Raw genomic sequence first — 12893 nt, 5'->3', positions numbered from 1 at the left:
GCTTTAGAATTTAATTGAGTACAATTAATGAAAGTACTTATTGCTCAGGTACAGTAATTGGACAAACATCACAGGTTGCAATGTTCGATGTTTCCATAAATGCTTCTTGCAAGAACAGCGAATCAAACGTTGCTGTCACTTGATTAGATAGCATTCCGTCTACTCCAGTTGGTAACACATTTGGCGCATAAGTTTTGCTTACTTGGGTACACACTTGACCAATCGCATCACCAAAGTTCGGTATCCACTCTCCTTCACCCGTTTTACAAGCAAACAACTCGGGGTCAGCACTCAATGCACTACACATATTACCAGCACCACATGTGGTCACATCCTCAAGATTATCGCAAGGTAAAGCAAAGTCGAGGTAGTAACTGCTGTTGACTACTTCGGTAGGTAAATCAGAACGGCTCAAAGAACCATCCTTAGAATCCATCAGCGATTCAATGGCTAATGGGATATCACCGGTATTACATATTTCAACATCATAGGTTTTCTTAAGCACAACTTGACCGCCATCAACCTCTAAGAAGCTATTACACACCTTAGAAATGTCAACCATCGGGCTCAAGTCTATTGGTGGACAATTGTAGGCCACTGGCGCTTGAGCATTCACGATAAGCCCATCAAGATCCACCGAACCATCTATGACACCGACAGCACCATTATTTACAGACAAGTAATTCCCCATGAATGAGAATGACTCACCGACACTCCACACTTCATCACCGTTACCCACCACTGGAAGCGCACCTAAGATTGGTGACTCAGATAAAAAGGCCACTTCGTAGTCACCATTGGTGCCTAACGAACCAGGGCCAGTATTGGTTACCGTCACGGTGTAGTCGATGTTGAACATGCCATCAACCGTAAAGCTGGTTGTGTTACAAGTCGCCGCTATGCTGATGCTACATAAACTGAATGAACCGACAACGAAGTCAGCTAAAGATGCATCAATCGAACGGGAAGCTCGTGACTCCACTAAGAAGCTACTGAAACAAGGAATGTCGCTGATACCAAACTCATCATTCAACAGAGCTGACAAGTTTAATCGACCTTCCACGAAGCTCTCGGTTGGAATCGTTGTTGTTTCACCCGTTTTAGCTAGATAGTCCCAACCTTGTACATTGGGTAGCGGTATTGCCCCGATAGAGTCATCATTGGAAATCGCACATATCTTATCGACACCAACAGCGCCACTGCCACATCTAGCTCCCACAAAATCATTCGATTTAGGGTCACCGTCTGTTTGGAAAATTCTCGTCATGTTGTCGGTGACATCGCCATTATTCAAATCCCACTGCAACACTTCTATATACGGATTACCACCACTCGCTTGTGGAAATGAAATCAGCACAAGGATGTCTCCATTGACATGCTGCCCAACAAAGTCACCCTTAGTTTTCCCATCCGGCAATCCTACTTGGTCTTGTAGGAACCAGAAGCCAATGTACATATCACCATTGTTCGCATATCGGTCTGCACCAAAGTAAATCAGCAAATCGCCTTCGCTTTCAAAGGCAGCGGCATACGCATTGGTAAAGTCATCTTTTGGTTGTGGTGACGCCGTACGGAAAGCCCAATCCGTTATGTCGGAATCATCTTTTGACCCACCCTTCCAAAAGATTTGGTCGATACCATTACGGTCTTTTTCGAAAAATTCTGCAATCCCAACCATGCTGTTGGGATCATTGACATCGTCCCAATCAATACCACTATTATCACTGGTCGCATTACCATCAAGTTCCATCACATCAACAGTAGCCCACGCCAACTGGGGGCTACTAAACAACAAAAGCACACTAAGTAAATAATTTATAACCTTCATGTTCTCTCTCCATTTATCCATACTTATGCTTTTAGGGTTTTCTGCCTTGCCCACATTGGAGAAAATCCTTTAGCAATTCGTAGTTCGATAGAGCATATTCCAAGCCAAGTTCAACTAATTGATTTGGTTGATGTTTATATATTGAAGACACACCTTTATTGGACGCTTTGTTATCATTTGTCCATAAACCAGAGATTTGACCAAACAATCAAGGACTTGAAAGGATGAACAAAGTGTCTACGTCAGACATTCTTAGAACTTTGGATACAAGGTGAGTGATCTTTAAAAGGTGCAATCACGTAGCCATTGCTAGATTATTGAATAACAAGCGATTGAATTGACGGGTGTAACTGAAGGTTCACTCGTGAAATGATAGGCGAACAGACGATGACACAACTTACGATATTCTACGATGGGACATGTCCATTGTGCGCAAAAGAGATGGCGGCACTTGCCAAGCATGATACCGAGAATAAGATTCAAACTATCGATATCTACAGCGAAGCCTTTTCAGACTACTCTCAGATTGATGCGGACGCAGCCAATACCGTTTTACATGCTTTAGACGAGAACGGAAAACTGCTGCTAGGTTTAGACGTGACCTACCAAGCGTGGCGCTTAGTAGGAAAAGGTTGGCTATACGCCCCTTTACGTTGGGCGATATTCAAGCCAGTGGCCGACTGGTGTTATCTTCGGTTTGCCAAGAACCGATACAAAGTCTCTTTCTGGCTAACTGGAAAGTCACGCTGCGATGGTAACAGCTGCACAAAATAGTACTTGGTTAAGACATACCACTTGCGACTTTGTAATACACCACACCAAACAGCGCAGCAAAAACTAAAACGGTAACCGCGACTTTTAACCAAATAAACTTCATGTTTTGTCCTTTAAATTCTGTTTACTGTTTCGCGAGACAAATTACCACAACAAAACATTCGGTTGGGTAATGATTTATAGAACTTTGTAGTCATACCAATCACAGTAAGTAAGTGGTCAAAAATAGCGCAGGAAAAAAGCTGGAGAACAAGGCGGATTTTTTCGATAAGTAGTTATTCTACAATCAAAAAATCTAACGACGTTATCGAGATTTTTAACAAGCTAGGGTGAACAGTTATTTACTACGATTGGTATCAATCTTGATAACTAAGTGAGAACCTTTATGTCGGCAAAAGAAAGAAATCTACCTACCCATCGCATTTCAAGATTCAGTAAGTTTGCCTCGCTGGCAACAAGGGTCGCGGGTAATGTGCTAACGGAAGGCACCAAGCAAATAGCACAAGGCAACAGGCCCAAAGCAAAAGACTTACTGCTAACGCCACAAAACATTGCTCGTCTAACCGATCAACTCGCATACCTGCGCGGTGCAGCAATGAAACTTGGGCAGATGCTATCAATGGATACAGGAGATATCTTAGAACCCGAATTAGCCGACATTCTTTCTCGTCTGCGCTCCGATGCCGACCCTCTGCCAACCAAACAGCTCAATCAAGTGTTAGAGAGCTCGCTCGGGAACCATTGGAAAGCCGAATTCCTTTCCTTCAACTTTAAACCTATTGCCAGCGCATCTATAGGCCAGGTTCACCAAGCCTATAGCGATGCGGGAGACAAACTCGCCGTCAAAGTCCAATACCCTGGCATTCGAAAAAGCATCGACAGTGATGTGGACAACGTTGGTACATTGCTCAATATTGTGGGGTTGATACCAAAGTCAGTCGATTACAAAGGCTTGTTAGAAGAGGCAAAAAAACAACTACATGATGAAGCCGACTATGCTCGCGAGGCTGACTATGCGACTCGTTATCACAATGCATTAAAAGAGCACTCTCACTTCGTTGTGCCTAAGATTCATCCGCAAATCTCTTCAGAATCAGTGCTCGCGATGGACTTCATTGAAGGCGTCTCGATAGAGCAAATAGAAGGTTACGACCAAAGCACCCGTGATTTTGTGATGCACAGCTTGCTCGAGCTTCTGTTCAGAGAGTTATTCGACTTCAAGATGGTGCAAACCGATCCCAATTTCGCCAACTATCTCTACGTTGAAAACACCCGACAGATTGGGCTTTTAGATTTTGGAGCAACACGTGAATATAGCGACCGCTTCAGTGATGGCTATCGTTTGGCTTTTACCTCTGTGATTAATCAAGACGAATCAGGGCTCAATCAAGCACTCGAACAGATTGGATTTTTTAGCGAGACGATTCTTCCCGATCAACGCCAAGCGATTCTAAACCTCGTAAAAATGGCCTGTGAGCCGATGTTGGTTGACGAGGAGTACGATTTCAAAGCCAGTGGTTTAGCCCAAAGGCTTCGTGAAGCAGGAACCATTCTCAGCATGGAGCAAGAGTATTGGCATACCCCACCCGCCGATGCCCTATTCCTCCACCGAAAGATTGGAGGCATGTACCTGCTGGCATCTCGCCTTGGAGCCAAGGTCAATATCAAGCGCTTGGTGGCGCCCTATTTACTAAGCGACAATTGATACTTAAGCGACAGTTGATACTGAAGCGATTCTGGTTTTTAAAGTGATCATTTTAAGTCGTTGAACAGTAATAACAGTTACGCCAACTAAAATTGAGTCAGACTTATGAAACATTCACTGCTGTGCTCCACCGCCCTAATCGCGAGTCTAACAAGTTCATTCGCTTTTTCAGCAAGCTGCCCTGAGATACTCAAAGGCAAACAACGCTTGTTGAACTCAACCGAGGAAATAGCCCTGTGTGATGAGTTTCAAGGCAAGACTCTTTTGGTGGTTAATACCGCGAGCCAATGTGGATTCACACCACAGTTCGAACAACTCGAGCAGCTCCATCAAACCTATAAAGACCAAGGCTTCACGGTTATCGGCTTTCCAAGTAATGATTTTCGCCAAGATAGAGGAAGCGAAGAGAAATCCGCTAAAATCTGCTACCTAGATTATGGCGTCACCTTTCCGATGATGGCGCGCGCTTCACTCTCTGGGCCTGACGAAAATCCAGTCTTTGCCGAAATCCAGCAACAAGCTGGTATCAAACCGAAATGGAATTTCTATAAGTTCTTGGTCAGCAAAGAAGGCAAAGTGATAGCAACCTTCCCGAGTTCTACATCGCCAACCAGTAGTACCCTCAAAAATGCAATAGAGCAGCAGCTATGAAGGCCGACTACATGGCGACAATTCAAAGGCCAAGGGCCCGATAGCTGCGTTGACATGGGATCGCAGCTCTTCTCTAGCGTCGTGTTAATGCACAGTATCGTGATGTTGACCTAGATCTGTGAGCCTTTAATCTAGATGATGAGCTGCATCACCAACCTTGGCTCATCATCACCAAAGTAGTTTTCTTCTTGTTTAATAGTAGAGAATCCCATCGATGCATAGAGTGCACAGGCCGATTCGTTATTAGGATCCACGGTGAGCATTACCTTGGAGCCTTGGTCCGCTCCAGCTATCGCCTGCTCCATCAATGAACGACCTACTCCCATTCCTCGATAGTGACTCTCAACGGCCAATGACAGAATCCAGTACTCTTGTGATTTGTTCGTTGGTGTCATTAATACATAACCCGCAACCTGTAACTCCTGTTTCGCTACCAACAAGCCCTTTCCCCAGCAATCAAATGCCTGACGAAAGAAAACCAATGGATAAGCATGATCGCCAAACAAAGCATGTTCAAGCTGGTAAATATCAGCCAATTCTTGTTTTTCCGCACAAGTAATATTCATAGATAGACCTTAATCGATTTGACTACAACCACCCTTCAACTAAAGCCAACCAAGTTAGTAGTTTCACTCCTAATCAATGGCTGTACTTTGAAGCCTCAGGGTTGTTACGCGCGACTAATATATTCGTGACTTATATTAGGATCCAGCTTTTCACGACTATTAATTGCTTTACTAGAACTTCACGAAAATGAGAAAGGATTAACATTCACTTATTCATACCTCTTTCCATAGCTAACCTATAAATACGTTCTAATCCAAAAGGTTATACACGGTGTTTTATTGTGGCTGTTTAGACTTTTACTCGCTTAACGAAACACTGAATAGCCCGAGTGACATGCTTTTAGCTGACATGCGAACACTTGCCGAGCGTCAATTTATCAAGCAAAGTTTGAGGAATAACGATGACCGAGTATTTGATAAAGGCCACCAGCGTGATTAGACCAACAACAGTTCCAAGAATAAAATCATGGACATAAACCAACACCAATCCCAGAAGTTGATCGCTCACTATCGCCACTAATGCAATACTGACTGCGACGACACACTTGCTATGTTCATAAGGTAATGGTTCCATCATTTGACTGACAAAATACAGAAGCATGAGTCGCACGGAATAAGTTGCACAAAGAACGGCGACAACCCCCCACACTCCATGAATGGGCGTCACTGTAAAATAGCCAGTGGCCGCCAAGATCGCACATCCACCTTGAATCCACATCTGAGATTGACTTGAGTCACCGCTAAAACAACCTAGATTCAAGTAGTCACCTGCATTTTTGATAACGCTAATGGTAAGCAGCGCGACAACAATGGTCCCCGCATAGTGGTAACTGCTTGGTAAAATTAGAGATATAAAACCCGGCACGGTTAGAATCATCAAACACCCCAACACAATGGCCAGATTCACGCCGACCAGCGCTCTGTCCGCACACTCTTTCTTGCCGTCAGGTTGTTGCAGCATGGCCACCCGATTTGGAAACCACCACAGGGCGTAAGGCTGCAGTAGCAAACCAAGAAGCAACGCAAACTTGCCACTGACCGCATAGATTGCTAACTCTTCAACGCCAACAAAGCTCGCCATGACCCAGCGGTCTAGCCCTGTGATCATATACATCGAAGCACCACCAACTAACGTAGGCAATCCAAATTTTAGAATCTTAGATGAGTACTTGAGGCTGCCAAATGTGCCCATTTCTTGCCATTGATAACGTACTAAGCAAACCATCAACAACACGCTAGATACGGCAGCAGAGATCAACACACCATCAATCCCATACCCGGACTCAAGCAATGCAAAAGTCATGGTGGCTTGCACACTTGCCTTTAATACATTGAGCATGCAAAAACGTTTCGCCATCGCGTTCATTCGCATTAAAGTCAGCGGGATAGAAATCGCACCATCGAGCATGGTAGGGATAAGCAGGAGTAGGATTTGGTACGGCTGGAACTCGACGGGAAGCATCAGTAACAACAGCGGCATGCTCAAAGCAATTAAGCTCCCACCAAGCACACACACAAAGACACTCAACGTGAAACAGTTTGAGACCAATTTCCTCTTTTCTTCGCCCTCTGCGACACCAACATATCGATACATGGCCTCAACAATGCCAAAACTAAATAAGATCGTCCCGATGTCAGCCAGTAAGACAATAGCTTCTAAAGAACCGTATTCAGCCAACGTCATCTTATGGGTGATATAGGGGATCATCATGAGCGATATCCCTTTCATCATCACAATGCCAATGGCGTAATAGGTAGACTGTCTTAGTGACCCCATAGCAGACACCTATTCCTTACCATGCAGGCATTAGGAAACTCTTACAGTCTCCTAGAAGATGTCGTAACGTTCGTTTTTGCGGAGCCAAAACTATCGAACGAATACTGTATGAGATGGCCAATCGGTTTTGTTGTAATCCTCGATAATAGTCAGCGTAACCTTCCAGTATTCTCGCCTTTGCGATTTTAAAGCTAGAAGTGGGTAGATTCCAACGCTCACTATCATTTTGGTAATGCTGAAGAATAGATTCTATAGACTGCAGGTTTCTCAGCTTAAGACTTTCAGTTTGAGTGACGGAACTCGCTCTCATCAAGTAGCCAACCTGCACTGAATTCAACACACCAACCTGATGATTTTCACTCATTCGAAGCCACAGATCCCAATCTTCCCCATACTTAATGTCAGCATTGAAACTGTCTGTTTGAGAAAACACATCCGCTTTTACCATGACCGTCGATGTTCCAATCACGTTGTTTTCAATGATGAACTCCAACGGGTTCTCGATATTGATGAACAGCTCGTCTTGGTCTTGAAACTGCGACCAATAACTAAAGCAGTCGACTATCACTTGGTAATCTTCAGTCAGGTGTTCGTAGTTAGTAAAGCTCATCGCAAGATCTGGGTAACGATGATGTAATTCGAGTTGGCGTTCGAGTTTTTCAGGAAACCAGAAGTCATCCGCATCTAAAAAAGCGATGTATTTACCGGTCGCCTTTTCAATCCCTAGGTTTCTCGCTTGAGGCGCGCCAACACCCAAAGTGGATAAGGTAATAATGCGTTCATTATGGATTGACGCGAGATAAGTAGACGTTTCATCGTTGCTGTTGTCGTCAATAATGATCAACTCCACATCTTGATGTGTCTGCTTCAGTACGCTGCCAATTGCCTTCGGCAGGTAATCCAAACAATTATAGGTAGGAATAACAACACTTACTTTAGCCATGATAGCGCTCTCATATTTACACGTTATACTACTGACTCTGCATGTTCTGTGCCGTACAACTCCAGTAAATAAATCACAATAATATCAGCCACCTAAATACCGATTCGCAAAATGACGAAGAAGGAAAATCAGTAAATAAACTCACAATGTCAAATTGATTACCATTTTGAAAAGATGACGAGTATCCGGGTGATAGACCTCAGAAACAGAAATGAGGATGAAGGCAAGAACAAGAATCGAGCAGAGCTTCAACTCATTTAAGCAAGCACAACCGCTATCTCACTGAATAGAGAGCCCAGCTTATTAGATTGGTAAATAGTCTTAATAAATAGATAGGGACAAAAAAACCAAGCGTTACATTGAAGAAAACTGTAACGCTTGGTTAGTTATGTTTTAGTTCTCGATCCTTCTTAACCAGCTCGCAGAGCTAAGATTCCGGTTAGATCGTCAGTCTCTGAATATCTACTCAAGTTTTTCTCTTTAGAAGAAATCGCCACAATAGACATGCGGTCGGCAAGTTCATTGCCTTCAATACCAACGTGACCGTTAACATGATAAATAGTAATTTGAGATGCTAACTCTTGGTAAAGTGCATACGCAGGCTTGATGATATCAAGGTTTTTGATCTCACCGCCCGACTTCGTCCAACCCTTTTTCTCCCAACCTGATGCCCACTTAGTAATGCAGTCTATCGAGTATTTCGAGTCGCAATAAATCGCAATCGACAAACCCGCTTGCAGCTTTTCTTTTGCAAGGATGAGTGCTTGCTTCAAACCTTGAAGCTCTGCGGTATTATTAGTACCCATAGGTTGATACAAGCCATACCACAACTCGGTTAGCTCATTCTTCAAGTAGACCGCTAAGCCTGTACCCGCTTCACCAGGGTTTGGCTCACAAGCCCCATCGGTAAAGATCTTGATATCAAAAGGCATATCCGTAATTTGCTGCTGAGAAAGAGGTGGGACTTTCGCTTTTTTAGGCTTACCCGCAGCACTTGGCTTGGTCGATGAAGATCCAGATGTTGAAGTAGAACTAGACGCAGAAGATGCTTTATCGCCGAAAGCAGACTCTGCTTCGCCTAATGTTGGAAACGATTTATATCTCGCGCCTGCAAAACCATCGACCTGAGTTTTACACTCGTTCCAAGTGGTAAAAATACCCGGTGTGCGACCTTTCCAAACCACATAATATTTCTTAGCCAAATTAACTCCTTACCAAAACCTAAATACACAAATAGTGAATAGAGACATTAGAAGTCACCACGCCATACGTTGCAAGGTCAATCAGTTAAAAAGGAAATCAACTGCGACGAGATTGTAGAACAAAAACACCGCCATGCTGACGCCGATCGTTAGTAGCACATTGCCTGTTTTCCATATCAACACGCCAGTCACAAGAGCGCCTATCAAATAAGGATTCTCAAGGCTTGGCCAAAATGTCTGCTCCGGTGCAAACACAATCGGCCCCCAAATCGCAGTCAGCACCGCGGGGCTGGAGTAACGTAGAAAGCGTCTCGCTGTTTGGTTTAAACGAAGTGGGATTGCAGGCTCAAGAAACAGATACCGACTAAAGAACACAATCGCCGTCATGAGTAATATCGTTAACCAAATCATCTCTATTTACCCTCCACAATTGGCTTATTGCCATTGTTTCGCTCTTGAAACGACTCACTGGAAAAGCCAGCTAGCATGCCAGCAATCGCTGCAATCATTAGACCGCCTTCAACGTTATTCACCGCCATAGCAACCGAAGTAACCAATGAAACCACCACACACACGACAACAGGCAATGTTCTGATTAATGGAAAAACCAACGCAATAAAAGTCGCGGCTACCGCAAAGTCGAGACCAATTTCATTGAGCGACGGGATTTGGCTTCCTGCGACTATGCCAACGAAGCTTGCGATATTCCAAATAAGGTAAAAACCACCACCGACACCCGCAGCGTACCAACGATTAAACTCTTGTTGAGACTGTCCACTGCATATCGCAAACAGTTCGTCGGTGAGCCAAAAGCCGAGTAGCAAACGCCAACGAGCCGGAAGATGACTGATTTTGTCGCGCATCGATACACTGTATAAAAAGTGCCTTGAGGTGATAAACAAAGTGGTCAGCAGCATAGTGCCAAGGCCAATGCCCGCTTTAAACATACCCGCAGCGACCAATTGCGCCGAGCCTGCGAACAAAATCGCCGACATCGCTTGTGCTTGTAGTTGATTCAGTCCAGCATCTATTGCGTATGATCCCGCAAGAACTCCCCATGGGATCACTGCGATACTTAGAGGCATTCCGGCTAAAACGCCCTTCCATAATTGAGTGCGCCTATCCATTTTTTGACTATCCATATTATTCTTTTCTCTCTTCACATTGGCTATTCAATGTAAAAACACCTGAATGGATTCGATTGCATAAACTTGCTCAATTTAACAACCGAATTAACGAGTCGATTTAGAGCATTTTGATGTATTGCCCCGGCGTGTAGCCATTGGCTTTTTTAAAGTGTCGATGAAAGTGGCTTTGATCGTGAAAACCACATTCTTGAGCGGTATCTGAAATCGAATGTCCTTGCTTCAACAACTTCCGAGATAGCCTCAACCGAGACTGAATCTGATACGCATGTGGCGGTAGACCAAACTCTTTTTGGAAAGAGCGCACTAAATGAAACGGGCTTAAAGCTGCCAGTTTAGAGAGTTCTTCTAAGGAGACATCGGCTTGAGGAAAATCATCTAAAAACTCTTTAACCAGAACAAGCTGACGCTGAGTTTTTCCATCCAATTGAGGCTTAAGGCTAGATTTCCCATGTCGACTAATCAACTTAACCAACATCCCGTACATCAATGTTTCACGTAACAAACGATTATCCGATTCATCAATCGCATTGAACACTAGCCTTAATTGATTAGCGAGTTCAGGGTCTTCAACCACCGCTCTTGGGAAATAAGGCGCGCCGTAATTCGGTAGGTTAAGCTCTTGAGTGATTTTGGCGAGTTGCTCAGGAAGTGGATACATTGCGCGATACGCCCAACCACCTTCAGTAGCAGAGTGACCGCTATGCACTTCATCGGCGTTCACTAGAATAATGGCATCTCGAGGGGCGATATGATGACCACCCGTTCGATAGAAACGTTGAGCGCCCTGCTCAATAACACCAAGCGTGTACCCCTCGTGGCTATGGCGTGAGAAGTTCTGCTTTTCATATTCAGCATTCAGGATTTCAAGGCCACCGAGTTCTTCTGTGATCTTATATTCGGCCTTTTCTTTAGAACGTTTCTTGTTCTCCATAACAATTCCCAAGCCTGTTAATTATCGAGCGACTTATCAGTCTACTCTATAGGCTCTTTCAGCTTTTGTACAAAATTGCGCATTTGATCATTAACACAATTTTTATAGTGGGCTTTGAGTGCTCGATAACGATTTCTGATTGGGAGAGAACTTGATATAAGTGGTTGGTGAAAAATTGGAAAATCAGAGAGTCAATCAGACCCATCGTTTATACATTTATGTCTTAGTTCACATCGATGTGCATCCGCATTGATAAATATTAACAAGTAGTTAACTATCTATAGCTATTATTACTATAAGGAAATAAAAATGAAATGGATATTCGTTGCATTCGTCAGTGTGTTCTCTGCACTCACATACGCCAAAGATTGGCAGCAAATTCGCTTTACTGTTGAGGGAGCCTACCCACCGTTCAGTTGGACAACACAGGACGGAAAACTAGAGGGATTTGAGGTCGATTTAGCCAACGCGCTTTGTATCGAATTAAGGGTAAAGTGCATCATCTCCAAAACAGATTGGGACGGTATTATCCCTTCACTATTGAGTCGTAAGAACGATGCGATAATTGCAGCCATGACGATTACCGAAGAGCGTGAAAAAAAAGTTAACTTCACCATTCCATACGCCAAAGTCCCAACTCGTTTCGTGATGAAGAAAGAGCGAGAGATCAATATGAGTGACGACAGCTTGAATGACCTAACTATCGGAGTTCAGCGTGCAACAATCGGAGATAAGTACCTTTCTGAAATATACCCGGATATAGATATTCGCCGCTACGGTACCTTCGATGAAGCATTTACAGACTTGTTGAATGGTCGTCTCGATACTGTGTTTGGTGGTTCAATAGGACTAAATGCTGGTTTCCTTGAAACAGAACAAGGCAAGGACTACCACTTTACAGGCCCTAAATTCACAGAAGAGAAATGGTTTGGTCGTGGTATTGGTGTAGCAGTCAGAAAGCAAGATAACGAACTAAAAGATCTTATTGATAGTGGCATACAAAAGCTTATCGACAATGGTCAACATCAAAAAATCGCGAGTAAATATTTTACATACAGTATTTACGATTAGCAGGATGACATTCAAATGATGCAAAAATGGTTGTTTACACTTCTTGATTAACTTTGAATAGATGCTGTTGTAGAAGCTAAAGATAGCAAAAAGCCGCTCGTTAAGAGCGGCTTTTTTAAAGTGATGCTTACAACATAAGTTCGCATAACATTGCATCAAAAGTCTACAAATTTTAACAATACCCCAAATCCAACGTTGTAAAATTACCACCCCCGAATGAGCCCTTCGAGAGGCATAGTGAGTATGTGTGTCATTACTGAGGGATCTTGACGGGATAAGTACCAACCGATTCTGTCA

General features: G+C 43.7%; 12 protein-coding genes. 4 read left to right on the top strand and 8 right to left on the bottom strand.

Features of this window, described 5'->3' with window-relative positions; all coding sequences use genetic code 11:
* Positions 1–37: 37 nt before the first annotated feature.
* A complete protein-coding gene (locus tag WR49_RS08840) occupies positions 38–1828 on the bottom strand; it encodes a hypothetical protein (protein ID WP_046223757.1) in 1791 nt (596 codons plus the stop codon).
* 387 nt (positions 1829–2215) lie between these two features.
* Here WR49_RS08840 and WR49_RS08835 point away from each other — a divergent pair, with 387 nt between their 5' ends.
* The 3 genes from WR49_RS08835 to WR49_RS08825 all read left to right on the top strand — a co-directional run bounded on the left by WR49_RS08835 (position 2216) and on the right by WR49_RS08825 (position 4958).
* Entirely contained in the window at positions 2216–2602 is a 387-nt protein-coding gene (locus tag WR49_RS08835) for a thiol-disulfide oxidoreductase DCC family protein (protein ID WP_029627066.1), read from the top strand.
* A 385-nt stretch (positions 2603–2987) separates the two neighbouring features.
* Positions 2988–4307, top strand: a complete 1320-nt coding sequence (locus tag WR49_RS08830) for an ABC1 kinase family protein (RefSeq protein ID WP_046223756.1) — start codon at positions 2988–2990, stop codon at positions 4305–4307.
* A gap of 105 nt (positions 4308–4412) precedes the next feature.
* Positions 4413–4958, top strand: a complete 546-nt coding sequence (locus tag WR49_RS08825; protein ID WP_046223755.1) for a glutathione peroxidase — start codon at positions 4413–4415, stop codon at positions 4956–4958.
* Between the two features lie 131 nt (positions 4959–5089).
* Here the strand turns inward: WR49_RS08825 and WR49_RS08820 are convergent, their stop codons facing one another.
* The 7 genes from WR49_RS08820 to WR49_RS08790 all read right to left on the bottom strand — a co-directional run bounded on the left by WR49_RS08820 (position 5090) and on the right by WR49_RS08790 (position 11525).
* Positions 5090–5524, bottom strand: a complete 435-nt coding sequence (locus WR49_RS08820; RefSeq protein ID WP_046223754.1) for a GNAT family N-acetyltransferase — start codon at positions 5522–5524, stop codon at positions 5090–5092.
* A 340-nt stretch (positions 5525–5864) separates the two neighbouring features.
* Entirely contained in the window at positions 5865–7301 is a 1437-nt protein-coding gene (locus WR49_RS08815; protein WP_046223753.1) for a lipopolysaccharide biosynthesis protein, read from the bottom strand.
* A 16-nt stretch (positions 7302–7317) separates the two neighbouring features.
* Complete coding sequence (locus tag WR49_RS08810) at positions 7318–8244, bottom strand: glycosyltransferase family 2 protein (protein ID WP_046223752.1); 927 nt, start codon at positions 8242–8244, stop codon at positions 7318–7320.
* A gap of 410 nt (positions 8245–8654) precedes the next feature.
* Positions 8655–9446 (bottom strand): ribonuclease H family protein, encoded by a 792-nt coding sequence (locus WR49_RS08805; RefSeq protein ID WP_046223751.1) that lies wholly within the window; start codon positions 9444–9446, stop codon positions 8655–8657.
* A gap of 81 nt (positions 9447–9527) precedes the next feature.
* The gene (locus WR49_RS08800) at positions 9528–9857 is read right to left on the bottom strand and encodes an AzlD domain-containing protein (RefSeq protein ID WP_046223750.1); all 330 of its coding nucleotides are present in this window, start codon (positions 9855–9857) and stop codon (positions 9528–9530) included.
* A gap of 2 nt (positions 9858–9859) precedes the next feature.
* A complete protein-coding gene (locus WR49_RS08795; protein WP_046223749.1) occupies positions 9860–10588 on the bottom strand; it encodes an AzlC family ABC transporter permease in 729 nt (242 codons plus the stop codon).
* Positions 10589–10691: 103 nt separating this feature from the next.
* Entirely contained in the window at positions 10692–11525 is an 834-nt protein-coding gene (locus tag WR49_RS08790; protein WP_017056975.1) for an AraC family transcriptional regulator, read from the bottom strand.
* A gap of 309 nt (positions 11526–11834) precedes the next feature.
* Here WR49_RS08790 and WR49_RS08785 point away from each other — a divergent pair, with 309 nt between their 5' ends.
* On the top strand, positions 11835–12596 hold the full coding sequence (locus WR49_RS08785; RefSeq protein ID WP_046223748.1) for a transporter substrate-binding domain-containing protein: 762 nt from the start codon (positions 11835–11837) through the stop codon (positions 12594–12596).
* Positions 12597–12893 lie beyond the last annotated feature (297 nt).

Origin of the sequence: Vibrio sp. ECSMB14106 (genome assembly GCF_000972265.1) — a bacterium.
GTDB lineage: Bacteria > Pseudomonadota > Gammaproteobacteria > Enterobacterales > Vibrionaceae > Vibrio > Vibrio kanaloae.
Note: the sequence above shows the minus strand (reverse complement) of the source record. Positions and strands in the feature narration are given on the sequence as shown.

Bases quoted from the DNA above. Each gene is read 5' to 3' on its own strand.
- WR49_RS08840 (WP_046223757.1), bottom strand. From the start codon at position 1,828: ATGAAGGTTATAAATTATTTACTTAGTGTGCTTTTGTTGTTTAGTAGC.
- WR49_RS08835 (WP_029627066.1), top strand. From the start codon at position 2,216: ATGACACAACTTACGATATTCTACGATGGGACATGTCCATTGTGCGCA.
- WR49_RS08830 (WP_046223756.1), top strand. From the start codon at position 2,988: ATGTCGGCAAAAGAAAGAAATCTACCTACCCATCGCATTTCAAGATTC.
- WR49_RS08825 (WP_046223755.1), top strand. From the start codon at position 4,413: ATGAAACATTCACTGCTGTGCTCCACCGCCCTAATCGCGAGTCTAACA.
- WR49_RS08820 (WP_046223754.1), bottom strand. From the start codon at position 5,524: ATGAATATTACTTGTGCGGAAAAACAAGAATTGGCTGATATTTACCAG.
- WR49_RS08815 (WP_046223753.1), bottom strand. From the start codon at position 7,301: ATGGGGTCACTAAGACAGTCTACCTATTACGCCATTGGCATTGTGATG.
- WR49_RS08810 (WP_046223752.1), bottom strand. From the start codon at position 8,244: ATGGCTAAAGTAAGTGTTGTTATTCCTACCTATAATTGTTTGGATTAC.
- WR49_RS08800 (WP_046223750.1), bottom strand. From the start codon at position 9,857: ATGATTTGGTTAACGATATTACTCATGACGGCGATTGTGTTCTTTAGT.
- WR49_RS08795 (WP_046223749.1), bottom strand. From the start codon at position 10,588: ATGGATAGTCAAAAAATGGATAGGCGCACTCAATTATGGAAGGGCGTT.
- WR49_RS08790 (WP_017056975.1), bottom strand. From the start codon at position 11,525: ATGGAGAACAAGAAACGTTCTAAAGAAAAGGCCGAATATAAGATCACA.
- WR49_RS08785 (WP_046223748.1), top strand. From the start codon at position 11,835: ATGAAATGGATATTCGTTGCATTCGTCAGTGTGTTCTCTGCACTCACA.